Below are 26,452 nucleotides of genomic sequence, written 5' to 3' on the forward strand. Positions count from 1 at the left end.
AGACCATCACAACTCGTGTTCAGTACGGGCAATGATGTCATCCTGCGCGTCAGGTGACAGCGCGGTAAAGAAGGCTGAATAGCCCGCAACTCGTACGACAAGGTCACGATATTGCTCAGGGTTCTTCTTCGCTGCCAGCAAGGTTTCACGAGAGACGATGTTGTACTGCACATGCCAACCTTTGTGGTGATTAAAGAAGGTACGAATCAACATTGAAAGCTTGAGCTTATCTCCTTCTGAAGCGACAGCCGCTGGGCTTAACTTCTGGTTAAGCAGCACACCACCCAAGATTTTATTGGCTTGAATTTTGCCGACTGAGTTGTACACCGCCGTTGGTCCCAAACGGTCAGAGCCCGATGCTGGACTTGCGCCTTCTGCCAGTGGCGTTTTCGCTTTTCGACCATCTGGTGTTGCCATCGTGGATGCGCCAAATGGCACGTTGGCAGAGATGCTCGATGTTCCCGCGTAGTAGCCGCCACCAATTGGACCGCGCCCATAACGTGTGTTGACAAATTGCGCCAACTCATCGATATAAACTTGGTAAGCATCGGCCAGCAATTGGTCGACATAATCGTCGTCATTGCCGTATTTTGGCGCGAAGTTGATTAAGCGTTGGCGAAGTTGTTCGTTCTCAATACCATCGAAGTCTTCTTCTAATGCTTTTGCCAATTCCGTTTGGCTGATTTGTGCTTCTTCAAACACCAAATGTTTGATCGCCGCCAAACTGTTACCCAAATTGGCGATACCCACTTGCAGGCCAGATACCCAATCGTATTTCGCTCCACCTTCTTTTACTGTTTTACCGCGCGCCAAACAGTCATCCACCAGCGATGAGCAGAAAATATCTTGCGCTTGCTGCTCAAGCACACTGTCGACTACGGTATCGATCTCAATCGATTTACGTGTGTAGTAGCGAATTTGCTCCGCCCAAGAAGCGGTGACTTGCTCAAAGCTCTCGAAGTTACCTTTTGCTAGCGACTTATCATGCGGCAAGAAGGCTTTGCCCGTCGTTGCATCCACACCTTCGTTAAGCGCAGCCAGTAAAATACGCGCAAAATTAATAAAGCTCATGCCCGTGCAACGGTAACCCCATTTGCCTGGAACAGCGGTTTCAATACAGCCAATAGACGCGTAGTTGTAAGCGTCTGCTTTCTCGACGCCTAGCTTGATGAACTCTGGAATGACGATTTCATCGTTGTTGAATGCAGGCATACCGAATCCGCATTTGATCACTTCAATACAGCCCATCAAGAACTCTTGATTCAGACCTTCATGATAGCGAACACTCAGGTTCGGTTGCGTGGAACGTAGCTGACCACAAGACTCTAAAATCGCCCAAGATAGCGGGTTTACGGCGTCTTCAGGTTCTCCATTCTCATTCAGCTTTTGACCACCGATACAGACATTTTGATACAGAGGAGAACCTGCCGATGCTTTTGAGTGCGCACCAGAGCGAATCTTGTTTACTTCAAGCAATTTCAACCAACAGCTTTGCAATAACTCAAGGGCGAACGCTTTGTTCATCGCGTCACTTTCAAGATCACGCACGTAGTAGTCGTTTAGGAACTGGTCCATCCGACCGAATGAAACAGAGTGGCCATTCGATTCAATTTGCAACATCAACTGCACAAAATAGCTCAGTTGCAGAGCTTGCCAGAAGTTGGTTGGCGCATGGAAAGCCACATGACGACAGTTGTCTGCGATTGTCTCCAGTTCCGCTTTCCTCTCTGGTCGCGTTTCGTTTTGTGCCATTTCCAGAGCGAGATCGGCGTAACTCACCATGTGCTCCTGAATCGCAAGCAAGACAATTTCGACGGACTTATAAAGCTGCGCTTTCTTCAACCCTTCATACGTCGACATGTCGTTATTAGCGCGATGCTGACGAACCTCATCCAGCAGACCGTTCATACCGATCTTCAGGATTTTTTCGTTATCCACAGCAAGGTGCGCGTCGCCCGAAGTCATGTTGCCTTCGGCTTTAATGATGGTGCTGGCTAAGATCTCTTGCTGCTCGTCGGTAAAGAGTCCATAGCAGCGATCTTGAACCGTTTTACCGCGCCAGTATGGCGTAATGGCGTGAATGCTTTGTTTGTCCTCTTCACTTACCGCAAAACCAGCCCCAGGTCGGTCGGCCAGTTCGTCGATTTCCGCTTCAATCCAACGCACCGTGTATTCAGGAAAGATCGGCGCAGCGCGTACTTTGCTCGCTTGGTTGCCTACAATCAGCTCGTCGTGCTTAATCCAAATGGTACGAGTGCGTAAGTGCTCTTGTAGCGCCAGCGCTCGTTGCACAATCACAGGTTTGTCTTCATTTGCCTGATACGCCCGAGTGTAAGCCTCTGCGCGCTCGGTACAGATAGGCGGCGTTACGATGTTGACCAGTGCCGATTTGTGGGCTTTGATTCGCTCTGGAAGGGTATGTAGGTCCATGGTTAACCTCTAACAATCACGTTAAGTTGAGTATGTTCGCTTGCGTATTGCATTGCGTTTTCTAGCAGTTCTGGATTATTTAATGGTTTGTCAGAACACTCGTAAGGCATATCGAGCAAACGGTATTTATTGATGCCGAGGGTGTGATACGGCAGCAAGTGAAGTTCTTGACAGCTTTCTAATGAAGCTGCGAAATCAATGATCGCTTTGAGCTCATCAATGGTATCATTGAAGCCCGGCACAACCGGAATACGAATCACAATGCGTTTCGCAATTGGTGCCAATTTTCTAAAATTGTCTTTGATGCGTTTTAACGATACCTTCGCCCAGCAGAGAAACTTTTCTTCGTCGGTGTGTTTAAGATCCGCTAACCAGCAATCAATATACGGCGCGACTTTTTCTACGTTTTTCCACGGAACATGCATGCACGACTCCACCGCCGTAGACACATGGTTTTGATGCAAACGTTCGGCAAGTTCTGCCACAAGATTTGGCTGCATCAGCGGCTCGCCACCAGAAAACGTCACGCCACCTTGGCTTTGATCGTAAAAAGGCTTGTCTTTCATCAACACTTCAAACAAGTCGTCCGATTTCGCCGCTTCTCCACATATGCTGAGCGCTTGTGTTGGACATACGTTTCGCAGCGCTATGATCTGCGCCTCGCTCATGGCTTTTCGATTGATGATGATTTGATCGTCAATGTGTCGGATACCATCGCTTGCCATGTCGCCGTTTACGGTTTGTTTATAAGCCGACACACAAAGCTGGCAGTCCGCCATACAACTGCGCTCATCAAACAGCAGAGAGTGCTTTGCACTGCGGCTTTCTGGGTTTTGGCACCAAGGACAGGACAGACTGCATCCCTTCAGAAACAGAATGGTGCGAATACCATCACCATCGTGGGTCGAGAACCTCTGAATATTGAAATACATTGCTGTCCGCCTCTTGGTTTGCTCTTCTACTTTTCACGCTTTTCTTTTTCTGAAAGCTTCATTTGATAATGAAATATTGCCACTTAACTTTCGATTTATGAAATTATTATAGTTTCAATTGAAATTTCAATTGATCGAAATCAAGATCTCAGCGGATTGTCAGATCTATAGTGATCCCATCATCAAAACGAAGATTTTGTATAAGGTAGAACCCATGATCGAACTCTATTTAGATACTGCTGACGTGGCAGAAGTAAAACGCTTTAACCAATGCCTACCTCTGAAAGGGGTAACCACAAATCCAAGTATTTTGGCGAAGTCAAAACAAGGCTTGAACCAAACCTTAGCTGGCATGCAAGAAGCGTTAGGGGGCACACCCCGTTTCCATGCTCAAGTGGTGAGCACAACTGTAGAAGGCATGGTAGAAGAAGCGCGCCAAATCCAAGAATTACCCTATGATATGGTCGTTAAAGTGCCAGCAACCGAAACGGGCTTAGCGGCAATTAAGTTAATGAAAAAAGAGGGAATTCAAGTACTCGCCACTGCTATTTACTCTGCTCAGCAAGGTTTCCTTGCGGCATTGTGTGGCGCTGACTATCTTGCGCCTTATGTGAACCGTATTGATGCGATGAACGGAAACGGTGTAGAAGTGGTCGCAGACCTGCAATTGCTACTGGATCAAAACCAACTGCCTGCAAAAATTTTGGCAGCGAGTTTTAAGAATACCCAACAAGCGATGGAAGTGATGAAGTTAGGTATTGAAGCGATCACCTTACCTGTCGATGTGGCCGCGCAGATGTTTTCTCATCCAGCAGTTCAGCCGGCTGTCGATCAATTTGACAAAGACTGGAAATCCACGTTTGGCAACAAACTTTCATTTGAAAGTTAAACATAAAATTATCGAAAGTCCCGTTCCTCCTCGATCGAGGGGCTTTTGATATGGGAATCTCTGAGAAAAAGTAACATTCGCGCAGGCAACTGTTTATAGATGCGGCTTACGAAGAGATTCCCACACCACTAATCTCGCCTCAACCTTCACGCAAACTACTCTATTCGTAACATCACTACTGACGAAAAACGCTCGTTCCACAAGCAAAAAATTTTTGCTTCAAGCCGACAAACTCACAATCTCAACGCATCAATAAGTCGGTAATTATTAATTTTATCTATTATAAATGAACACTGTTCATTTATAATCAGCGAACCTAACGCAGTAACAAGGAATCCACTTCATGAAACGCATTGCGCTTCTCTTTGCCATGTTTGCATTACTTTCTGGTTGTAGCAGCATGTCGCCAGAACAATGCCAAACCGCAGATTGGTATCGCGTCGGCTACCAAGATGGCCGCTCAGGCAACAACCCAAACGTTTTGTACGAATACATTAAAGACTGTCGCGAAGCAGGCGTAACGCCAAATCACGTTGAGTGGCAAGACGGTTTTGATAAAGGCACTATTCTTTACTGTTCGCCAGACAATGGTTACACGGTGGGTGTAGAAGGAAAAACCTACTATGGCGTTTGCTCTAACGATCTTTTCCTTAAAAACTATCAGTTAGGCCATCAAGAATATCAGCGTCAACAACGCATTAACGCGTTAGATGCGGAGATATCACGCCTTGATCATCAATTGGATGCAAACTTAGATAAAGACAACGCGAAGCGCATTAGAGAGAGAAGAAAACAACTGGCACGTGAGCGTGCATCACTCATCTCGCCAGGAGCTAATTACTACTTTAACTTTTAGTTGCGACGGGCTACAACGCTAGGGTCATAAAGCGGCTATTTGGATCAGGTTGATAGTCGCCAAACGGCTCGCAGTACACGAAGCCATGTTTTTCATATAGGCGATGCGCAGGTTCAAAAAATGCCATCGACCCAGTTTCCAAACTTAGACGTTGTATCCCCTGATGTTTCGCTTGCTCAATCACGTGATTGAGTAAGCGGGATGCCACGCCCTGTTTTCTCGCCGACGGCGTCGTACGCATCGATTTCAACTCTGCGTGACCATCTTCTAGTTGGCTCATTGCCACACATCCCAATAGCTGCTCACCATCCCAGCCCGTCCAAAACGTGATTGAAGGCAGCTTCAACTTGCTTACATCTAACGCATGCACGCTCTCTGGTGGCGATGTAGCGTACATGTCCTGTAAATGCTCTTCCAACAACGCAATCACCTGCGGCCGTTCTAAATTGTCGATTTCAATTCTCATATTTCCATCCTTGGTGTTTTCCTAGTTAAAGCGGTTGTCTCATAATGTACTGCGGTCCAACGGGGCCGCCGTGGTAAAGCTCATTGGTATCTTCAAACCCTGATTTTAAATAGCACTGATAAGCAGGTATGTTGCGGCAATTCACGGTGAGATAAAGCGCCTCAAACTCGGGATAATGGCGTTTGGCGAAATCGGCAAACTGTTGAATGGCTTGCTTGGCGATGCCTTTGCCTTGATGACGGTGATCCACCAGCAAAGAACGCACGCCTAAACTGTTTTTCGGGCAAAAATCGTATTTCTCGCTGTAAGCTGCATCAAATAGAAAAAAGCCAACCACGTCATCGTCCGCCAGAATCAGATGCGGAAGCTCTGTGGGTTCAAGACGTGTAAGCATTTCACCCACATCCGCGACCGTAAACTGCGATTGCTCTTCTAGCACGCTAAGTTCGCAAGTTTGTTCATGTCGCTCAGGCGAATACTTTTCAATAGTAATCATAATCTTCCTTGTTGTTTTTATGCTCAATTCATACAGGGTATGTCGTAAATAGAAATACCTAGTGTCGTATTTCCCACTCGCAGGCAAACGTTTAGCACTCTATTATCCTCGCCATTCGATAGAGAGGTTTCCATGTCCCGTTTTTTACTTTGTAGTTTTGCACTCGTTTTACTCTACCCTACTGCCATTGATTTGTATCTTGTTGGTTTGCCTCAAATTGCGTCAGATCTCAACGCCAGTGAATCACAGTTGCATATTGCGTTTTCGATCTATTTAGCTGGCATGGCTACCACCATGTTATTCGCGGGGAAAATTGCAGACTCTGTGGGACGAAAGCCTGTTGCCGTCGTCGGCGCGATGATCTTTGTGCTCGCATCTTTTCTCGGCGGAATGGCTGAACAGCCAAACACTTTTTTGATTGCTCGCTTTTGCCAAGGCATCGGGGCTGGATCTTGCTATGTCGTCGCGTTCGCGATTTTACGCGACACGCTAGACGATGAACGCCGCGCGAAAGTATTGTCGATGCTCAATGGCATCACCTGTATCATTCCAGTGATCGCACCCGTGATTGGTCACTTGATTATGCTGAAATTTCCTTGGCCGAGTTTGTTTACCACAATGGCAGGAATGGGCATTCTCGTCAGTGTATTGGCCATTTTTGTTCTCAAGGAATCACTACCCAGCCAACAAGGTGAAGAACAGACAGCGCCAGAGATCCATCAAGAGACTTTCTTCGAGCGATTTTTTATCAGTAGACTGATCATTACTGCACTTGGAGTGACCACCATCCTGACCTTTGTTAACGCTTCACCAATTGTCGTGATGAGCATGCTTGGTTTTGATCGCGGTGGCTATTCTTCCATCATGGCAGGGACTGCGACGATCAGTATGTTGATTTCGTTCTCGGCGCCATTGGCATTGGGGATTTTTAAGCAGCGAACCTTAATGATGACCTCTCAAGTATTGCTCGCTTGTGCAGCCATCGTGCTCAGTGCTGCCCATTTCCATGATGGACAATCTCTTTACTATGTATTCGGACTTGGGCTGATTTGCGCTGGCTTCGCTTGTGGCTTTGGCGTGGCCATGAGCCAAGCGCTCAGCCCATTCTCTCAACAAGCTGGCGTGGCGAGCTCACTACTGGGCATTGCTCAAGTTTGTAGTTCAGCGTTCTATATTTGGTTTATGGGTTTCATCGGCGTTAGTGCACTGAATATGTTGGTGTTTATCTTAGTGTTAGGTAGCGTAATCAGCCTTGCTCTAATACTATTGATTCCAAAGCCTGTTCACGATACCCATTATGAAGAAATCCCTAGCGCGACTTGATTTAAACTTACTGTTCACTCTGCAATTATTGCTGCAAGAGCAAAGCGTCTCGAAAGCCTCGAAAAAGCTGAACGTTACGCCCTCTACCGTAAGTAAGTCGCTCAACAAACTTCGTCATTGGTTCGATGATCCTTTGTTTGTCAAAACACCTAAAGGTCTTGCGCCAACGCCTTTGGCGCAAAGCATGGAGCAAGATCTTGCAGAATGGCTGCAAATTGGCAGCCAGATTGTAGAAAAACGCAGCGATATTACGCCGAAAGGAGTACGTTTTGATATCACGATCGAGTCGCCATTAGTGCTCACGGTGCTGGACAGGCTCATCGTCGCTATCCACCAGCGATACCCTGAAGCGAAAGTAAAAACCAGTAACTGGGATTACGATTCACTCGACGCCATCATTCGAGGCGAGGCGGATATCGGTTTTACCGGCCGAGAAAGTCACCCGAGATCGAAAGAGTCGTTGGATCTTCTGCCGTATTTCTTGGATTTTGAGATTCTATTTTATGACCTGCCGATGGTGTATTTACATAAAGATCATCCGGCATTACAGCAAGAGTGGAATCTCGAGACCTTTCTGAGCTACCAACACATCAATATTGTTTGGGAAAAAAGTGAAACTTGGGCGTTGGATGAAGTGTTAACGGAGCTAGGGCGACAACGCTCTATCGGGCTGACGATGTCCAACTTTGAGCAATCCCTTTTTATGGCTGCGCAGCCGACGCATGGCATGATCACCACCGCGCCGCACTATTGCAAAAGCTACACAGAAAAGCTGCATCTCGATTTGGTGTGCTTGCCAATTCCGTTAGACCAAGCTCAACAAGACAAATTACTGATTCCATTTACCATGATTTGGCATAAACGCAATGCGTACAATCCCAAATTGCTATGGTTGAAAAACACCATCAAGTCATTGTTTGAACAACCTCCCCTACCACAGTAACACTTAGGCTAAGGTCAGGTTTTCTCTGGTGATTTTTGCTGATTTTCTCGCTCTGACAGCTATAACTAATCACTTTATCAACTAATGAAAAAGGTCGTTTGACGCTACACTCAGTCCATATTTCTGCGTTAAGGGCCAAGGATGTCGACCTTTTTACTCACTGCTATTACGATGCTGGCGTTCGCCGCCAATTCATTATTGTGCCGACTTGCATTGGCCGAAGGGTTTATTGATGCAGGAAGCTTCACTCTCGTTCGATTGATATCCGGTGCGATTACCTTAATCGCATTGCTTGTCGTGAGAGGTCAGTGGAAAACCGATCGGCCAACTTCTCGCTTTCGCTTTTTTGCTGGCGTTGCTTTATTTGGTTACGCTGCCCTTTTCTCTTTCGCGTACTTACAACTGGCGACAGGAACCGGTGCTTTGCTTTTGTTTGGTGCCGTGCAACTGACGTTACTGGCCATCTATTGGTGGCAAGGTGAGCGCTTTCAATTTCTCGAAATCATCGGTATCGGCCTTTCGATTGTTGGCTTTGCTTGGTTAATGTTGCCATCAACCACTCGCCCCGATATCAGTTCTGCACTTCTCATGTTGATTTCTGGCGTTTGTTGGGCTGCGTTTACTGCGCTCGGCAAACAAGCGCCTTCTCCAAGTAGTGGCATCACGTGGGGATTTATCGCTGCATCTATGATTGGCATACTGCTATCGCCATTGATGCTGTCCTCAATCCATCTCTCTTTGAGCGGAATCTTGCTCGCTATCACGTCTGGCGCCATTGCATCTGGCCTTGGGTATACGCTTTGGTATCAAGTCATGCGCAAGCTATCTTTACTTCAAGCCGCCGTCAGCCAACTTTCCGTGCCAGCCATTGCTTTGCTGTTAGGTACCGTCGTACTCCACGAGTCTCTTTCACTGCATACACTTTTAACCAGTGGCATCATTCTTGGTGGTATCGCTTTGGTTTTTTTATCTCGATCCAAAAAAACAAGCAAACAACCGGCAAGCCGATAAAAAGTAATAACTTTCCCTCTCAAATACCCATTCATCATCTATGCTTTTTAAAGCAGCAAAGCTCATTGCAGATGGTACGAGTGGCCTGCTTTAGTATCAGGCGAAGGATATAAGGTGAGAATTGGCTCACACAACACGACGATTTTGTTTCAAAAGTGAGAATCGTCACAGATCGCGATTTTGCTCGTTTTAGGCGTTTCGTCAATAACGCCAAGGGCTAGCGCGAGATCGAGCCAAATACGCACTTTGTGTTTTGACAAAGGGTTTACAAAGCACACTTTTTCACCCGCTATATTCCGCCCCCCGAATTTATTCAGAACAAGATTCTGATTATTCACATAAGAAATTCATCAACTTATAACGATAAGCCTGAGCAAACTTTGACACTATGAACGACAAAATAAAATTCGCTATTAAAGTATCGCTTAGCCTGACTCTGGCTTATCTGATCCCGTTTGCCATGGGTTGGCCGCAAGCATCGACGGCCGCAACCACAGTGATGCTGATTGCATCCACAGGCAGTCGTCGTGAATCTCTCGCCAAAGGTACCTTACGCGTGTTCGGTACGTTGGTTGGCGCCGTCGTTGGCTTGTTACTGGTGGGATTGTTTGCTCAAGACCGCTTGCTGTACATGCTGAGCGTGTCGGTTGTGGTCTCTTTCATTTTTTACTTCCGTAATGCCTACCAAAAAGATCCAACGCTACTCATGCTGACCGGCGTCATGACGCTGATGATGTCCAATGGCGGTGACGCAGAAGGTGCGTTTCTTTATGGCGTTGACCGCGCTTATATGACGGTGTTTGGGGTGGTGGTTTACACACTCGTGGGGACTTTCTTATTCCCGACCAAAACAGAACAAAACCTAAGACAGCTCATCGAACAACTCAACCAAGCACAACGCGCGTTGTTCACCGCTGTCTTGCAAAATTTCGAGCAAAAATCGGCGAGGCAAGTCTCTCCTCAAGAAGAGGGAGAAGAAAATCTAGAAGCTGAAGAGCCACAACCTAACGTGGATTCTCTTATCGAACAGATGTTTGCCGCCCAAAATGCGCTCGAACAGCGTTTTTCCACAGTCAGTGTGGAATGCAGCGACGTGTCGGCCTACATGAAAGAGTGGCGCTTGGCGGTTCATTTGAACAAGCAAGTAACGCAACAATTGACCGTCGCGGCACACAGCCACTTTAGCCACCAGCAAGACCGTGAAAGCATCAGCAACTTTGATCAAGCCGTTGCGGAAATTGACGCGCTATTTGATACCTGCCAACAGGTCTGGGACGAAAAAGAGCCCGCTTTTCGTGCTCAAGAGTTCAAAGTCGAATACAACCAAGCGTTACTTGAAGACGCAGCGCACCTAGAGAAAGGCTCTGCGCTTATGCTGGGGCACCTCTTGGGGCTCATGCATCAAAACTTGTCACGTTTAGCGGAGAGCATTAGCTGCATTGACTCTGTGACGAACAATGTCTCCTTTGACGTGCCGCTGCCGAAACCGAAAGGCAAGTTTCTATGGTGGGACGCAGAAAACTTTAAAACCGCGGTCAAAACCTTTGTCACTTATTGGGTTGCAGGACTGATTTGGATTTATTTCAATCCACCAGGCGGCTACTCGTTCGTGGTCTTCTCGACCATGTTTATGTCTTTGCTATCGTTCGTGCCTGTGCACCCGATTTTGTTGCTTGTGCTGTTCACTTTCGGCTTTTTGTTCGCGGTGCCTTCTTACGTCTTCATTCTTCCCCAATTGGATCTCGGGTTAGAGCTTGGCCTATTCATCTTTATCTACACCTTTATCGGCTTTTATCTGTTCAACGGGCCAGTGACGATTTTCTACATGGTGGGCTTGTTTGTTCTCGGTTTAGATAACAACATGTTCTATCACTTCGGGATCCTCATGACGATCATGCTGCTGTTCTACATGGTGGTGTTCATGATCATTTTCGCGCACTACTTCCCGTTTAGCTCACGACCAGAACACCTCTTTTTGACCATAAAAGAGCGCTATTTTAGGCACACTCGGGATCTGTTTGACTCCTATCAGAAGCAATCCAGCTCTATTATTACGCCGCTCAAACGGGCCTTGCACTTGGTGACGCTCAACGTTTCATCGAAAAAGCTCAAGGTGTGGGGGTCGAAAATCAACCACAAACACTTTGACAAAACCACGCCAGAAGCGATTGGCGCGTTTAGCAAAGCGTGTGATGTACTCAGTAATCACATCAACATCTTAATGGCCGCCGAGAAAAAGTTGATGACCAATCCGCTGATCACTCAGCTTCGCCAACAACACCGCGATTCCATCATTCCTTTGATGGCGGGCGCTTTAGCCAGCCACCAAGCAACACAAGAACTCGACTCCGTATTCGACCAATACAGTCAGGATTACCAAACATTCGAAGATAAACTGGAAGATTTTTTTAGTGAGTTGGATTTATCTGACTACGCTTATTCTGAGATAGCCGGTTTTTATATCTTGCTGAATTTAAAACGGAACGTGTTCGAAGCAATCAAGCATTGCAAGCAAACCTACGAGGATATCGATTGGGTGAACTTACAACAGAAGCGGTTTTAAAGGTGGGGATATGATGCTTCCAAAACTAACCAAACCAAGCCTCGCCATACTTTCCCTGCTCGGGCTCAGTGCGTGTACCACTGTGGGGCCAGACTATGTCCACCCACCGCAAACGCCATTACCAAGCGATTGGTCGGTGCAAAAAGCCGCCAAAGATACGCAGCAATCCGAGCAACAATTACAACAGTGGTGGCAGCAGTTTAACGACCCGACGCTCAATCAATTAGTCGAGTTGGCGAATGAGCAAAACCTAGACATAGAAGCCGCGGGGCTGCGCATTGTTCAAGCGCGTTCATTACTTGGCATTTCGACCGGCTTGCAATACCCGCAAGTTCAAACCGTGTCAGGAAATCTAGCGCGTGCCTACGTGAATGATCAGGGGGTAAACAACGCCGCTCTGTCGTTTGATGCTGCGTGGGAAATGGATATTTGGGGCAAATACGCTCGTGGTATCGAATCTGCAGAAGCTGGTTATTACGCATCCATCGCGTCGTATCACGACATCATGGTCACCATCACAGCTGAGGTGGCGCGCAATTACATCAACTATCGCACATTCCAAGAACGTATTTTGCTTTCTCGCCGCAATATCGAGATTCAAGAACGCGTTGTGCACATCACCCAAGTTCAGTTTGATTCCGGCAACGTAACAGAGCTAGACGTACAGCAAGCGAAAAACCAGCTTTACACCACAAAAGCCGCGCAACCAAGCCTCGAAGTCGCGATGAAGCAGTCGCGCACGGCACTGGCTTTACTGTTGGGTGTACTGCCTGAAGAAGTAGAGAAATTGCTGCAATCGGACGGTTTGACGCAGCAAATTGCTGATTATGAAGCGCAGTTCAAATCGACAGGCAGAAAATCGGCGCTATCGGGCACCGACGAGCACTCCATTGTGCCGCGTCCACCGCTGTTGGATACGCAAGTGGACGCGAACTTAGTGATGCGACGTCCGGATTTGCAAGTCTCTGAGATGCAAGCTCGCGCGCAAAGTGCGCAGATTGGCGTGGCGGAAACGGCTCTGTACCCAAGCTTTTCATTGTTCGGCTCCATCGGTATCGACAGTACGGTTCCCGACGGCAGCAGTTTCAGTTTTAGCGATTCGCTCACCATGGTGGTTGGCCCAACGTTCAGTTGGAACATTTTCCAATACGGACGCGTGAAAAATAACATTCGTTTCGAAGATGCTCGTTTCCAAGAAACGCTGACCAACTACAACAAAAAAGTGCTGCAAGCCGTGAACGAAGTGACCAATGCGATCGAAGCGTATGACCTGTATTTGCAGCAAAAAGATTTACGTTTGCAATCGGTCAACTCTTCCATTCGTGCGTTCAACATCTCCATGACGCAGTACGAAAACGGCCAAATTTCTTTTGAGCGACTGCTCAACTCAGTCGAAAAAATGACCCGCGCGGAAGACAGTTACGCGCAAATTAAAGGCAATGTCGCGAACCAAGTAATAGCGCTGTACAAAGCGTTGGGCGGCGGCTGGCAGGCACAAACGGGGAAACCATTCCTTGAAGAATCCATCGCCAAGCAGATGCAAGATCGTACCGATTGGGACGGTTATCTGGATGAAGAAAACCGCACGTTGCCACCTTTGCCTATCGAAACACCGACGGAAAACGGCGATAAGAACAAAACGGAGGATCTCTAATGCCTCATGAACTCTCTTGGGGAGACATTTATTTTTCTCCCACGCTACTGGTGCTCTTTCTCGCCGTCACGGCAACGTGGATAACGGTGATGATATTGAACAAGACACGTTTGTCTCGCTTCATCGCTTTTCCGTCTCTGACGTTTATTGCCATCATGGTAGGTTATGTTGTGGCCATTGACAGCTTTTATATTCAATTTTAGGTGCCAAACAAGATGAAAAAACTATTCGTAATCGCACTCAATCTTGTCATTCTTGGTGGCGCAGCTTGGCTCGGCTATCAAAAATTTGAAGAGTATTTTAATAACCCATGGACACGCGATGGCCAAGTACGCGCGAACGTCATCAAGGTCGCACCGCGAGTGTCTGGCCCAATTGTGAATGTTTCGGTGCAAGACAACCAAGAAGTGAAAACGGGCGATTTACTGTTCGAAATCGACCCAACCACTTACGAAGTCGCACTATCTCAAGCCGAAGTGGCGTTGGAAAAATCCATCGTGAGCTCTCGCGGTAAAAAAATCGAATACGATCGCCTTAAAGACATTCGTGCGAAAGACCGCGGCGCTGTTTCTCACAAGGATCTGATTCGTCGTGAAATCGCTTACGAAGAATCGCTACTGCAAATCAAATCTGCAGAAGAGCAATTAAAGTCAGCGCGCCTTAACCTCAGTTTCACCAAAGTTTATGCGACCGTCGATGGTTTTGTGTCTAACCTCGATATTCGAAACGGTACACAAGCGGTCGCAAACCAACCGCTGCTCGCACTGATCGACAAAAACAGTTTCTGGGTATTTGGCTTCTTCCGCGAAAACCAACTCGCGCAAATCGAACCGGGTAGCCAAGCACGTGTCACCTTGATGTCTCACCCAGACACGCCTATCGACGCGACCGTTGACTCTATCGGTTGGGGTATTGCGCCAAAAGACGGCACGGTCGGTTACAACCTTCTTCCAAACGTGAACCCTGTTTTTCAGTGGATTCGCTTAGCACAACGTATTCCGGTACGAATCTCCATCCAAGAGCTTCCTGAAGATGTTGATCTTCGATTCGGGCTTTCTGCGTCCATTATGGTGATGAAAGATTCATCGGCAGAAAATGAACAGTAACTAAGTGAGAAGAACCATGGTCATTGGTAAAAAACTCAAAAACATTAATGAAGAAAACAACTTCTTCTATCTAACCTTAGCGCTGGTGATTTTGTTGCTAGGGAGTGCGATGGCACAAGTGGTGGGTGAAGGGACGATTGAACACATACTGCAGGCGTTCACGGTTCTCACGTTCATTGTCTGTTTTGCCAGCCTTCGCTTTGACAAAACGTGGTCTCGATTCCTCTATACCCTGTTTGGTGTTTGGGTACTGGTGATTGTGATCAAGACCGTTTTTAACATCCGCGAGATGAATGTGGTGATGCTTGCTCTCACCTTCGCGTTCTTTTTCGGCACTTTTAAATCCATCGCAAGACAGATTCTTTTCACTGGCCACGTCAACAGCAACAAAGTGATTGGCTCGGTCGCGCTTTTCTTGCTGCTTGGTCTGATGTGGGCGATTGCCTACCTCATTCTGCTTGAGTTCTCGCCTGAAGCCTTTACCGGTATGGAAGCGATTTCTTGGGGGCAGAACTTCTCCAATGCGGCGTATTTCAGTTTCGTCACCTTAACCACGCTCGGTTATGGCGACATCAGCCCTCTAACGCCACTGGCTCAAGTCGTGGTGTATTTAGAGGCCATTACAGGTGTGTTTTATATGGCGATTGTTGTTTCAAGTCTCGTCAGTTCCAACATTGATCATCAGGTAAACAAAAATGGATAAACAATCGGAAAGAAATGAAAGTAAGCTTTTCATCAGTAACATGGTGGAATCAGCGATACGTATTGGCTTGATCTTCGTATTGCTGATGTTTACGTACGACATCATCAGGCCTTTCATCCTTCCAGTGATTTGGGGTGCCATCATCGCGGTAGCGCTACTACCACTGACCAAAAAACTGCAACGCGCTTACGGCGGCAGACGCGGCTTAGCTGCCACGACAATCGCACTGCTGGGTATCGCCCTGCTGGTAACGCCACTAGTGATGGTGTCGGGCTCTATCGTGGATGGTGCAACACACGCGTTGGACGTACTGCAAAATGGTCAGGTGAAAATCCCTGGACCTAAAGCTTCTGTTGCTGATTGGCCTCTTGTGGGTGACAAACTTTATGAAGTATGGACGCTCTTTGCGACTAACTTAGAGCAAGCAATACAAACCTTTATGCCACAAATCAAGTCAGCATTAACCTCTTTGCTTGGTATGGTTGGCGGCGTGTTAGGTAGCTTGTTGCTGTCTATCTTGTCACTGGCTATCGCTGCTGGCTTTATGACGTATTCAGAGTCGTTGGCATCAGGCCTGCAAACTATCGCGATCCGCACCGCTGGCGAAAACGCGAAAAGCTGGACAACGCTTATCGCCGCGACCATTAAAAGCGTGCTGCTGGGCGTAGTTGGTGTGGCTGCGATTCAAGCGCTATTGATAGGTGCTGGCTTCTTTGTGTTTGGCGTTCCTGCTGCTGGTTTGCTTACTCTGATTCTGATGATTTTGTGTATCGCTCAGCTTCCTGCGCTGCTTGCCGTATTGCCAGTGATTGGCTACATGTACATGACGCAAGACAGCACAACCGCGACCATGTTTACCGTGTGGGCGGTTGTCGGTGCGCTGTCTGAGAACTTACTAAAACCAATGTTTATGGGCCGTGGTGTAGACGTACCAATGCCAGTGATTCTGCTTGGGGCCATCGGCGGTATGCTTTTCTACGGTATCGTTGGCCTGTTCCTAGGTGCAGTTATTCTGGCGATTTGGTATGAGTTGTTCGTTTGGTGGTTGAGCATCGAGAAAGCACAACAGCAAGAAGAAATGGCTGAACTCAAAGAAGAAGAGGAACAAACAGAATCTGGACATGGTGCCGGTATTTAAATTACCAAGGTAATGCCTTCTCTTTGACCGAATAAAACAAACCGTTGCCCTGCAGCGGTTTGTTTCTCTTTAACGTTAGCTCACAGTTTCATCACAACGGATGAGATAAAAATGACGTTCTTGTTAAATTTTCATACTTCTTACACTTGAGAGTTGCAATCAAGCACTTAACGATGCAATCTCGTTGATCGCTATACCCAAAGAATTCCAAGATCCCCCTACATTTGAGCGACCGATCTTGACGAATTGGGACAATTACAAAGCTTAGGATAAAAACAATGAAATTGATCAAGCCTTTAACTTGCGCGCTTGCTCTAGCAATGAGTGGCATGGCATTCGCAGACGTTACGGTTAGCGTTCCTGACGACGTTTCAGTATTGGCAGCAAACGGTGAAAAAGCGAAACTTTCTGGCGGCTTTTTTGCTTCTGAAAAAACATTGACGCTACCCGATGGCGTAAACCAAGTCGTTTTCCGCTACGCACCTTACTTCAACCAAGGTAATGACCGTCTAAGCGTAGAAAGTGACGCTATCGTGGCACGCTTCGATACTGCAAATGCAGAGTTGACGATTGAAGTTCCAAAATACCGCAACATGCGTGACGCGGAAGAAAACATCAAAGATCTCGATTGGAAACTGGTTGATGGTTCAGGCAAAGCAGTCGTAGTTGACCAAGACAAGCTGATCAAACCGGGTATGCAAATCGGCCGTGATTACGTGCGTGAAATCGAAGATTACAACCGCGCTGGCGGTACAGCAGCCGTCGCTTTTGCTGGTGCAGCGACCATGCAACCAGTCACACTTCCTGCAAAAATTCCTGAAGACATGAAACAAGCGCGTGCAACCGCAGTGAAAGCAGATTCTACGGCAGAAGAAATGCTGCACTTCTGGTACCAAAAAGCAGACGCAGAAACAAAAGCGCGCTTTAAAGCGTACATCAATCAGCAATAGTCGTTGATTGACTGACCTGATTTAAAAAGCCACTTAATGTGGCTTTTTTTGATCATGCAAAATAGACAGCAGCGAGTCAGGTGCTTGCACGACTTTGGTCTTGGTGAGGAAATCATGCAACAAACGTCGCTCTGGATGAAAAACAAGCAGCACAAGGTTCACCAACGGAACGCCAGGAATAAACATTTCGAGTAGATAGCTGATGCCAAGCCGGATGGAAACCGTCACTTTGGTCGCGGCACGACCATTTTTCATCACCACTTTGATACCAACAAAACGCATGCCGATGGTTTGCCCTTCCTTCAACCAATACCAGTTAATCACGAGAAGAATGGGAACAGTAAGGAGATACACCGCGTGGGTGTCGTAAACAAGTGTGAAGTTTTCTTGCAGGGATAAACGGAAGTCATAGAGCCAAAAATTGATACCCAACGCGATAACAACGACAACGCTAATGACGACGAACAGATCAACGAAACCGCCTATAAGCCGCTGCATTTTGCTCGCAATTGAAGAGTACATATAACCACCTACAACAACAGTGAACGCAGTCTAGGCATTGTTGTATATGTGCTCAATTGATAAGTCTATAAATTCGTATCATGTCTCAAAAGTGATTTTTAATTTACACCGATATAACTTAGTTATCTCGGTTTCAGCGATGGGTGGGTACTTACCAATAACGCTCATAGATAACGTGACCGCCTGTTCGAGTTCGATATTTTTCTAACCCTAGCCCTTGCAGCACAGGCAAGGTATCTTTAATCATCTCTGGGTTACCACACAGCATCACAAAGCTGCTTTGCGGAGAGAAAGGCACATCCACTTTATTGGCAAGCTCACCAGATGCAATCAACTCTGGGATTCGACCTTGCAGTTTTCCGAGTGACGATTCACGACTCACGATTGGCACGTACTTTAAGCGTCCTTCATATCGGAATTGAAGATGCTCAATCAGGTATTTGTAGACCAAATCTTTTCCGTAGCGAACACCATGCACCAGCACGATACGATCATTGTGAGGAAGCAGGTTAATGTCATCCAGCAAAGATAAAAACGGGCCAATACCAGTCCCCGTCGAAAGCAACCATAGATCACTCGCTTGCTTAGGAATAGTGTCGTGAATGAGATCGCCATGCGCGGTTTCACCCACATAAATCGGGTCACCCGCTTTTAGCTTTTGCAACCTTGGAGAAAGTTGCCCTTGAGGATCTGCCACAATGAGGAATTCGAGCCACTCGTGTTGCTCGCTTGGTGCATTAACCACAGAGTAAGCACGGCTGATAGGCTTGCCCTCATCATCTAGCAAAGCAAGCTTGGTGAACTGACCAGCTTTAAAGGTAAGAGGCGCGCCTGAGACCCTTAAACTGAACAGCTCGCCAGTCCAGTCAATGCGTTTTTCCACCTTGGCTAGATTGAAACCTTTCAGCTCAGTCATAAGACACCTCCTATTTGGTTACTCTTAGTTAAACTTACGCCTTCAACTCGATTATGTAAAGTTTCTAGTTTACATAATAAGATTGCCATTTCATTTCACATTTTAAAAACAATTTTATTACATATTAAATGATTACATCTAGAATAAATGCTCAAAGTGATAAGTCGCGTCGCAATTTTGTGGCAATGCAGATGAAAAAGGAGCACTAAAAATGGACACACTGTTAAAGGACTTTCCCGTTATCACAGAGATCAAAGTCGCATGGGGTGAAATGGATGCTCTGCAACACGTCAATAACGTGGTCTATTTCCGCTACTTTGAGACGGCGCGTTTAGATTACTTCAACAAAATTAATCTGCTGGTCGACCTGCAAACCTCGCAAATTGGGCCAGTACTCAGCGAGACGCAATGTCGCTACAAACTGCCTGTCACTTACCCAGACACGTTGCTGGTCGGCTCGCGCGTGATCGACATGCAAGAAGATCGCATCACTATGGAATATCAAGTATTGAGTAAAAAATGGGGCAAGATTACGACGGTCTCAACCGCGACAGGCGTGATGTTCGATTTTAAAAACAACGAGAAAGCGGCCATTCCTGATCATGTGCGCCAATCCATTCTTGAGTTAGAAAGCACGGTTGGCAGTACGCACCATTTGGAATAAATCGGCAGCGTACAGTAAAAAGTCAGCGAAGAAACAAGTAAGTAAGAAACAAACAAAAAGGTGGCTCATGGCCACCTTTTTTGATTCGGATTTTTTAGCTGAAAGCGTAACGCTTAGCAAAACGTCTCGATATACAGCGCTTCGACTTTGTCTCGTGCCCATTGCGTTTTACGCAAAAACTTCAGAGAAGATTTGATCGACGGATCTTTCTTAAAACAGTTCACTCGAACGCGCTCATACAGGCCATTCCAACCAAAGTGTTCAACTAGTCGGGTGACGATTTTTTCTAAACTCAACCCATGCAGAGGGTTATTCGGCTGTTCGTTGCTCATGTTGTTGATCCAGTAACGATGTAAGTGGCGGGCTAATCTAACTCAAAGTGACCACTTAACCTAATGTTTTCACCTTCAAAGGCGTTTAGCTTGAATTACTTTGCTCATCTCCCCTATAGTAGCTCAAACTTCACAAACATCCTTTTCACGATGAAAGCCCTCAACGACCTCAATATTTTTGTCGAAACCGCGCGCCAAGGCAGCTTTTCAAAAGCCGCTAACAGCATGGACATGACACCTGCCGCCATTAGCGCATCGATTAAGCGTCTTGAAGGGCAAATCGGTTTCCCGCTGTTTGTGCGTTCTACCCGAAGCCTGCGTTTAACCTCAGAAGGCGAACTGTTTTTAGACAAAACCACGCAAGCGTTGGCAACATTGCAAGAGGGGTTGGATCAGATCTCAAGTGCGCGTGGCGAGTTATCTGGTCAACTGCACATTACTGCGCCCTCCGATTTTGGTCGCAATATGTTGCTCGATTGGGTGGATGAGTTCATCGATCTCTACCCAAATGTTTCCATAAAACTAGAGCTGTCCGATAGCTTGACGGATATGTACACCAAGCGTGTCGATATTGCGATTCGCTACGGCGAGCCGGCCGACTCTAATCTGGTCGTGTTGGCATTGTGTGGGGCAAACGAGCGGATCTTATGTGCATCGCCAGAGTACGTAGCCACACATCCAGAACTCACCTCTCCTGCCGATTTAACGCAACACAACTGTTTGTGCTATATGGTCGCGGATTCGGTCTACAACAAATGGACGCTCACGCGTGACGGCGAGAAAGAACAAGTCGTGGTCAGCGGTAACTTGATGAGCAACGATAGTGACTTGCCACATCGGTTAGCGATCAAAGGCAAAGGCATTGCGAATAAATCGTTGATGGACATCAGCCGAGACTTAATCGAGGGAAGATTGGTGCGAGTGTTACCAGAGTGGGATTGCGGCCCAGTACCGCTCTACATGGTGTGCGCCGATCGTCGCTTACTGACGCCAACGATTCGGACTTTCCGCGACTTTATCCAACAAAAATGCTGCCAACAACGCGCCAACGTGCTGGCAACCTTCTGTCATTAGGCGATAAATCGAAGAGGACGAATCTGGGTATATTCAACCCAATCGTTCTCTTCTAATGTTTCAAGAAACGTCGCCATGTGCGGGCTTTGCAAATGCTTATCCAAGGCCTCTTGCGATGCCCAAATCTCTTGGAACATAAATAAGCCTTCAACTTTCTCGTCAAGATACAACTCGTATTGGCAACAGCCTTCTTCTTGACGAGTTGGCTCTAGTAAACCAGCAAGCAAATTCACCACCTGATCCTTGCTGTCTGGATAGGCTTTCACTTCTGCAACTAAGTGGATCATCGTTTTATCACTCTTTTGCGATTTATATATTGATTACAGGGTTCTATGTCACCTGCAAGTAAGCTCGAATTAGATCTCGGTGAATACGGTTTCTGCGTCCCAGCGAGACTTTGGCGTTTTCGCGTTGAAGTCATCTTCCGCGTGGTAGCCAAGCGGCACGATCACAACGCTGGTATAACCTTTTTCACGCAAGCCAAATTCTTCATCCAGCACTTTGGGATCAAACCCTTCAATTGGCACTGCATCAATTTCTAGCGTCGAAGCACCCAACAACAACGTACCCACGTTGAGGTAAACTTGTTTCTCCATCCAATGGTTCGCATCTTTCAGATCAAAACGGTGCATGTTCACAAAGTAGCTACGACCACCGCGCACAGCCGCTTTCGCTTCTTCAGTTGGGAATCGACCATCTTTTTCTTCTTGCACCATTAGCGCTTCAATGTAGTCGTTATCAATGCCTGTTTTTGCACAAAACACCAATACGTGAGAAGCGTTGAGAATCTTCGCCGCGTTAAACGCGTAGTTCTCTTGCGCCGCTTTAGCGATGCGCTGTTTGCCTTCTTCTGTGCTTGCCAGAATGAAATGCCAAGGCTGGGAGTTCACACTCGATGGACTAAAACGAATCAGCTCTTTAACTGCATCGATTTTTTCTTGAGGTAGCTTGCGCGTTGGGTCAAACACTTTCGTTGAGTAACGAGATTTTGCAGCTTGTACGATATCCATGAGGTTCTCCAATTAATGAATTTAAGCTGTGTAACAGCATAACCTCATGAGATAAAGGGAAAAACCGATTTCGATTAAAAACATTTTCAAAATAAATTTGAAAATAAAAGATAAGAAAGGCTTTGAACGTTCTCACTGAACTTCTTCATCTTTTCGGCAATAATGCATGTTTGCTCGCAACCAAACTCAACTCATGCTGCCTCAAGATAACGTTATTACATCCTTTCTGTGTAAAAAGCTCGGTCACAATCACCTGAGAATTGCCGGCCAATATTGGCACATTGAGAAGTTGGTTGCCTTGCAATGTATGATGTTGAAAGAAGCGCCTAACCTGCAAGAAGGGCTGCTTTGGTGGAGTAAAAGTGTTTCATTATTCGACCGCCGTTTGTACGTCACATTGCAACATGGAGATGCCCAAATCCATCTGCAAGTCGAATGCAGAACGGCCGATAAGCCAAGTTGGGCCGAGTCGGTGTTTAGCTTGCTCAAAATGCAGTTGGAAATGCTTGAGTTAAGCGAATCAATACAGGTACAAATTCAAGCCAGCAATCCACTCGCGGCCGATATTTTTCTAGGGGAAACGCGAGATTCTAAAACGAGTTCAAGCGTGTTTGACCTGGTGAAACATGTTTATTTGCTGCTTTCTCACCAGCCAATTGAGCAACCAGAATTACTGAGTGTTTTGAACGCCTTGTTCATCAAAAACAGCAATTACGCGCTCAAGTTAGAGCAAGCGGCAAGGCAACTGGGCGTCTCCAAACGCACCTTGCAACGTCGACTGCAAGAAAAGCAAATGAGCTACTCTCAATGCGTTGATTTCGCGAAAAGAAAGCAAGCACTCACTTTGCTTGCCGACACCCAACTCACGACGCAGCAAATCGCCTATCAACTTGGTTACGAAGAACCATCGAACTTTCACCGCACTTTTCGTCGTTGGTATCCGTTTTCACCCATGCAGTATCGCCAACAATGTTTGGATAACCGAACTCAACTAAATCAGCAACCGATCCGCTTGTACTACGCCAAAGCCAATACCTTCGACGATAACCACATCGACCAACCTGTCGGCAAAATCTGGATGGAAGTGGACAATATTGCGTTTGAAAAAGTGGTCTCGGTAGAATGCCGTGACCGTGATGGCGCATGGCGGCGCTACCCCGCCTTCTTCGAGCGTTTTTTAAGTCATGGCACCGAACTCTGGGCAACGACCGAACTTCCGGTGGCGCATCCCCTTACCTTTCGCCTGTGTTATGAAGTCGATGGAGAACGTTACATTGAGAACAACCACCAGCGTGATTATGTGGTTTCTAAAGGGCTTTTAATTGGCGCAACGGAATATATTGTCCCGACTCGGCAACTTATTAACATTGGGGCGCAATATACGCTCTTTGTCGAACTGGCATGCCGACTTGAAAACGTTGTGAGGATTGACGGTTACGTCGATGATGACCCCACACCTCACGCAATGCGCTTGACCCAACACTCGCAACATTATGCTTGTTGGGTGCTGCAATTATCGCTCACTCAAACTGCAAAGCAGTGCCGTTTCCGCCTTTATGATGAATCCGACAACGAGCTCGCGAAAGAGCATTACCCGATACAATATCCTATTGTGCAACCGCTCAATTAAAACTGTCGGTCAGATCAAAGTCGCCGCTTCGTGACATCATTTCACATCTTTTTTGGCGTAAATTGACACTCTCAATTTCAAATCTTTGCTTTATCGTTTCTGCATTGCTGCATAACGGAGGCAAAAACTGTGTTTGAAACTCTACCTAACCCAATGAATAAAATAAAAATACTTCCTTTAGCGATCGCTCTTGCTCTTTCTGGTTGTGGAAGCGACGAAACCACACCAGTCGATACAGGCAGCCACGTGGCATCTCCTGATTGGCAAGATCAAATCATTTACTTCCTGATGATCGACCGTTTTAACGACGGCGACAGCGCTCTTAATGATCAAGGGCAAAACGAATTCGATCCGACTTCGGATAAAAAATTTAGCGGCGGCGACCTCGTTGGTGTGAGTGATAAGTTAAGCTACATCGAAGATCTCGGTGCCACATCGATCTGGATTACTCCGCCAGTTGCTAACCAATGGTGGGATGCAGAGCAAAACTACGGCGGCTACCACGGGTACTGGGCGCGCGATTTCCAAAAAGTGGATGAGCACTTCGGCGACCTAGAAAGCTACCAAGCGTTAGCACGCGAAGTGCATGCGCGTAACATGTTCTTAATTCAGGACATCGTGACCAACCATGTAGGCAACTTCTTCACCTACGATGATCCTTACAGTTATGATCCAAGCCTACCTTGCCAAGGCTTCCGTTTGATAAAAAATGCACTACCCGCCGGGCAAGAACTGCCATACCCACTCAACATGAACGAGTGTAAAACAGACGGCACAGGTAGTTACCACTGGACGCCAACCATCACCGACCACAACGATCCGGTACAAGAAAAAACCTGGCAACTCTCTGATTTGGATGACCTTAATACGTCCGATCCCGAAGTGCGCGCTTACTTAAAAGAGAGCTACCGAAAATGGATTCGCGAAGTCGGCGTCGACGGATTCCGTATCGATACGGTGAAGTTTGTTGAACACGATTTCTGGAACGATTTCCTACACGCCGACGATGGTGTGATGACGCAAGCGGTTGATACCGGTCGTGACAACTTCCTCACTTTTGGTGAAGTATTCGAAACATCTACGCCTTACCACACCGAAGGCGAAGAGAAGATGCTGACTTACATCGGTGAAAGTGGCTCGCCGAAACAGCTAACCTCGGTACTGAACTTCCCATTGCAAGCGACCATGACGCGCGTATTTGCATCAGGGCAACCGACCGACTATTTGCGTTTCCGTCTTGAGAAAATGATGGAGATGTTCCCGAATCCGTACATCATGCCGAACTTCATTGATAATCACGACATGCCGCGCTTTCTGTCGCAAGGTAGCGTGAATGACATGAAACAAGCACTGATCACCATGATGAGCGTGCCGGGTATTCCTGTGATTTACCAAGGTACTGAACAGGCGATGTCAGCAGCGCGCGATGCGATGTTTGCTGGCGGTTACCGTGAAGATGGCGACTACGTAGACTCATTCGACCAAAACAGTGAGATGTACTTGTTTATTCAAGAACTTGCCAAGCTACGTACTGAAAACAAAGTCATGACACGTGGCGAAATGAAAGTGATTGGCAGCGATAAAGCGGGCGCGGGCGTGTTCGCCTTTACCCGAACGTTGGATAACGACGAAGTCTTGGTTGTGATGAATACATCCAACTCGCCGATGTTGATGAACCAACTCGATGTAGAACAAGTTGGCGGCACCGTCTTCAAACAACAAATCATGTCGAACTGGGCACACGCTCCAGAACAGTTAGTCGCAGATGAAAATGGTAACGTAACCCTTGAGCTACCAGCCAAGTCTGCAGTGATTTACTCAAAAACAAGCAGCAATCAATCTGTAGATACCCCAGACCTCAATATCCGACTTGCTCAAGATTGGGAAGGACAAACCATCACTGATGACATCGTGATCACTGGTACTGCTAACGCAAACGAGAAATTGAACCTTGTCGTAGACGGTAATCTGGAAACAGCACAAGCCATTACCGTAGGTGCTGACGGTCAATTCAGCGTGACTTTATCTACCCGTAACTTTGCGATTGGCGAACAGCAACACCGCTTCGCGATTTATTCTACTGACAAAAAAGCTGGCATTGAAGATGTTAACTTTGTGTCGGACTTAAGCTGGTCGAACACGCCAGACGACACTATTGATGACGCGGGTGATGCGCAAGATGGCATGGGCGGTCCTAACGGTAACTATTCGCTACCAACGGATCCAACATTCGATAAAAACAATAGCCAACTCGCAATCAACAAAGCTGAGGTATTTACCGTTGGCAGTAACGTACGTTTGACCTTCACCATGGACAAGATCACCGACACTTGGTTACCACCAAACGGCTTCGACCACGTAGGTTTCACCATCTTCATTGATTTACCTGAAGAAGCCGCAACCAACTTGTCTGAGCTACCGAAGATCAACGCTTCTATGCCAAGCGGAACCTGGAGTCGCAATGCGGTTGTTTTTGGCTGGCAAAGCTCTATTTACAACACCAAAGGAGCAAATGCGACGACATGGGGAGAAGCCGTAACGCCAGCACCAACAGTGACAGTAGACAAAGCCAACAACACCATTTCAATGGACTTTGCTAGCGATGCACTAGGCCGCCCAGATTCGCTCGATGGTATCCGTTTCTATGTCACGACTTGGGACTTAGACGGTCTTTCAGCAACTTACCGTCCGCTAGAGCAAGACAAAGGCCCTTGGAAGTTCTCCGGTGGCGCATCGGATGAAAGTAAGATTTGGGACGATTTACCTATCATCACCTTGTCGGAATAAACCGTTAAATAAAACACCGCCCAGCGTTTAGCTGGGCGGCCATCAACAAAAAAATGC

At 46.9% G+C, this 26,452-nt stretch carries 25 protein-coding genes; 16 read left to right on the plus strand and 9 right to left on the minus strand.

Annotated features, from left to right (window positions below):
* Positions 1-6: 6 nt before the first annotated feature.
* Together DYB02_RS19315 and DYB02_RS19320 are read right to left on the minus strand one after the other, a co-directional pair.
* Positions 7-2,430 (minus strand): formate C-acetyltransferase/glycerol dehydratase family glycyl radical enzyme, encoded by a 2,424-nt coding sequence (locus tag DYB02_RS19315; RefSeq protein ID WP_029803569.1) that lies wholly within the window; start codon positions 2,428-2,430, stop codon positions 7-9.
* Between the two features lie 2 nt (positions 2,431-2,432).
* Entirely contained in the window at positions 2,433-3,362 is a 930-nt protein-coding gene (locus DYB02_RS19320; protein WP_029803567.1) for a glycyl-radical enzyme activating protein, read from the minus strand.
* A 214-nt stretch (positions 3,363-3,576) separates the two neighbouring features.
* On the opposite strand from DYB02_RS19320, the gene DYB02_RS19325 reads away from it, so the two are divergent.
* Both DYB02_RS19325 and DYB02_RS19330 read left to right on the plus strand, forming a co-directional pair.
* Positions 3,577-4,251 (plus strand): fructose-6-phosphate aldolase, encoded by a 675-nt coding sequence (locus DYB02_RS19325; protein WP_025515279.1) that lies wholly within the window; start codon positions 3,577-3,579, stop codon positions 4,249-4,251.
* A 343-nt stretch (positions 4,252-4,594) separates the two neighbouring features.
* Complete coding sequence (locus tag DYB02_RS19330; RefSeq protein WP_029803566.1) at positions 4,595-5,107, plus strand: DUF2799 domain-containing protein; 513 nt, start codon at positions 4,595-4,597, stop codon at positions 5,105-5,107.
* Between the two features lie 10 nt (positions 5,108-5,117).
* Here the strand turns inward: DYB02_RS19330 and DYB02_RS19335 are convergent, their stop codons facing one another.
* Positions 5,118-5,573 (minus strand): GNAT family N-acetyltransferase, encoded by a 456-nt coding sequence (locus DYB02_RS19335; protein ID WP_020838223.1) that lies wholly within the window; start codon positions 5,571-5,573, stop codon positions 5,118-5,120.
* A gap of 25 nt (positions 5,574-5,598) precedes the next feature.
* Positions 5,599-6,069, minus strand: coding sequence for a GNAT family N-acetyltransferase (locus DYB02_RS19340; RefSeq protein ID WP_029803565.1), 471 nt, complete (start codon positions 6,067-6,069; stop codon positions 5,599-5,601).
* A gap of 132 nt (positions 6,070-6,201) precedes the next feature.
* Here DYB02_RS19340 and DYB02_RS19345 point away from each other — a divergent pair, with 132 nt between their 5' ends.
* From DYB02_RS19345 to DYB02_RS19395, 10 genes are all read left to right on the plus strand, one after another.
* A complete protein-coding gene (locus DYB02_RS19345) occupies positions 6,202-7,392 on the plus strand; it encodes an MFS transporter (protein ID WP_025621875.1) in 1,191 nt (396 codons plus the stop codon).
* A complete protein-coding gene (gene yidZ, locus DYB02_RS19350) occupies positions 7,367-8,335 on the plus strand; it encodes an HTH-type transcriptional regulator YidZ (RefSeq protein WP_029803564.1) in 969 nt (322 codons plus the stop codon). The genes DYB02_RS19345 and yidZ overlap by 26 nt, the downstream gene beginning before the upstream one ends.
* Positions 8,336-8,476: 141 nt before the next feature.
* On the plus strand, positions 8,477-9,346 hold the full coding sequence (locus DYB02_RS19355) for a DMT family transporter (protein ID WP_029803563.1): 870 nt from the start codon (positions 8,477-8,479) through the stop codon (positions 9,344-9,346).
* A 388-nt stretch (positions 9,347-9,734) separates the two neighbouring features.
* The gene (locus DYB02_RS19365; protein ID WP_029803561.1) at positions 9,735-11,909 is read left to right on the plus strand and encodes an FUSC family protein; all 2,175 of its coding nucleotides are present in this window, start codon (positions 9,735-9,737) and stop codon (positions 11,907-11,909) included.
* Between the two features lie 10 nt (positions 11,910-11,919).
* Entirely contained in the window at positions 11,920-13,563 is a 1,644-nt protein-coding gene (locus DYB02_RS19370; protein WP_025508132.1) for a TolC family protein, read from the plus strand.
* Positions 13,563-13,766, plus strand: coding sequence for a DUF1656 domain-containing protein (locus DYB02_RS19375; RefSeq protein ID WP_005462724.1), 204 nt, complete (start codon positions 13,563-13,565; stop codon positions 13,764-13,766). Before DYB02_RS19370 ends, DYB02_RS19375 begins: the two co-directional genes overlap by 1 nt.
* A 12-nt stretch (positions 13,767-13,778) precedes the next feature.
* Complete coding sequence (locus tag DYB02_RS19380; RefSeq protein ID WP_005499907.1) at positions 13,779-14,669, plus strand: efflux RND transporter periplasmic adaptor subunit; 891 nt, start codon at positions 13,779-13,781, stop codon at positions 14,667-14,669.
* Positions 14,670-14,685: 16 nt separating this feature from the next.
* Complete coding sequence (locus DYB02_RS19385) at positions 14,686-15,372, plus strand: potassium channel family protein (RefSeq protein WP_005462716.1); 687 nt, start codon at positions 14,686-14,688, stop codon at positions 15,370-15,372.
* The gene (locus tag DYB02_RS19390) at positions 15,365-16,510 is read left to right on the plus strand and encodes an AI-2E family transporter (protein WP_005484213.1); all 1,146 of its coding nucleotides are present in this window, start codon (positions 15,365-15,367) and stop codon (positions 16,508-16,510) included. Before DYB02_RS19385 ends, DYB02_RS19390 begins: the two co-directional genes overlap by 8 nt.
* Before the next feature lie 278 nt (positions 16,511-16,788).
* Positions 16,789-17,460, plus strand: coding sequence for a DUF2057 domain-containing protein (locus tag DYB02_RS19395; RefSeq protein ID WP_029803559.1), 672 nt, complete (start codon positions 16,789-16,791; stop codon positions 17,458-17,460).
* A 33-nt stretch (positions 17,461-17,493) separates the two neighbouring features.
* Here DYB02_RS19395 and DYB02_RS19400 read toward each other — a convergent pair whose 3' ends face one another.
* Together DYB02_RS19400 and DYB02_RS19405 are read right to left on the minus strand one after the other, a co-directional pair.
* The gene (locus tag DYB02_RS19400; RefSeq protein ID WP_029803557.1) at positions 17,494-17,982 is read right to left on the minus strand and encodes an RDD family protein; all 489 of its coding nucleotides are present in this window, start codon (positions 17,980-17,982) and stop codon (positions 17,494-17,496) included.
* A gap of 151 nt (positions 17,983-18,133) precedes the next feature.
* Positions 18,134-18,898: a ferredoxin--NADP reductase gene (locus DYB02_RS19405; RefSeq protein ID WP_029803556.1), complete on the minus strand. Its 765-nt coding sequence runs from the start codon at positions 18,896-18,898 to the stop codon at positions 18,134-18,136.
* A 211-nt stretch (positions 18,899-19,109) separates the two neighbouring features.
* On the opposite strand from DYB02_RS19405, the gene DYB02_RS19410 reads away from it, so the two are divergent.
* Positions 19,110-19,562: an acyl-CoA thioesterase gene (locus DYB02_RS19410; protein ID WP_005480116.1), complete on the plus strand. Its 453-nt coding sequence runs from the start codon at positions 19,110-19,112 to the stop codon at positions 19,560-19,562.
* A gap of 113 nt (positions 19,563-19,675) precedes the next feature.
* Here the strand turns inward: DYB02_RS19410 and DYB02_RS19415 are convergent, their stop codons facing one another.
* The gene (locus DYB02_RS19415) at positions 19,676-19,894 is read right to left on the minus strand and encodes a VF530 family protein (protein ID WP_005396617.1); all 219 of its coding nucleotides are present in this window, start codon (positions 19,892-19,894) and stop codon (positions 19,676-19,678) included.
* Positions 19,895-20,044: 150 nt separating this feature from the next.
* Here DYB02_RS19415 and DYB02_RS19420 point away from each other — a divergent pair, with 150 nt between their 5' ends.
* Positions 20,045-20,968: a LysR family transcriptional regulator gene (locus DYB02_RS19420; RefSeq protein ID WP_029803554.1), complete on the plus strand. Its 924-nt coding sequence runs from the start codon at positions 20,045-20,047 to the stop codon at positions 20,966-20,968.
* On the opposite strand, the gene DYB02_RS19425 is transcribed toward DYB02_RS19420, so the two are convergent.
* Positions 20,965-21,255 (minus strand): putative quinol monooxygenase, encoded by a 291-nt coding sequence (locus DYB02_RS19425; protein ID WP_005480132.1) that lies wholly within the window; start codon positions 21,253-21,255, stop codon positions 20,965-20,967. The two genes, DYB02_RS19420 and DYB02_RS19425, sit on opposite strands and share 4 nt — an antisense overlap.
* A 69-nt stretch (positions 21,256-21,324) precedes the next feature.
* Positions 21,325-21,978, minus strand: coding sequence for an oxygen-insensitive NAD(P)H nitroreductase (nfsB, locus tag DYB02_RS19430; RefSeq protein WP_005374924.1), 654 nt, complete (start codon positions 21,976-21,978; stop codon positions 21,325-21,327).
* A gap of 166 nt (positions 21,979-22,144) precedes the next feature.
* Between nfsB and DYB02_RS19435 the strand changes: the two genes are divergently transcribed.
* Both DYB02_RS19435 and DYB02_RS19440 read left to right on the plus strand, forming a co-directional pair.
* The gene (locus DYB02_RS19435; protein ID WP_029803551.1) at positions 22,145-23,608 is read left to right on the plus strand and encodes a helix-turn-helix domain-containing protein; all 1,464 of its coding nucleotides are present in this window, start codon (positions 22,145-22,147) and stop codon (positions 23,606-23,608) included.
* 129 nt (positions 23,609-23,737) lie between these two features.
* Positions 23,738-26,395, plus strand: a complete 2,658-nt coding sequence (locus DYB02_RS19440) for an alpha-amylase family glycosyl hydrolase (protein WP_029803549.1) — start codon at positions 23,738-23,740, stop codon at positions 26,393-26,395.
* Positions 26,396-26,452: the final 57 nt, after the last annotated feature.

Origin of the sequence: Vibrio parahaemolyticus, assembly GCF_900460535.1 — a bacterium.
In the GTDB taxonomy this organism is placed as follows: Bacteria; Pseudomonadota; Gammaproteobacteria; order Enterobacterales; family Vibrionaceae; genus Vibrio; species Vibrio parahaemolyticus.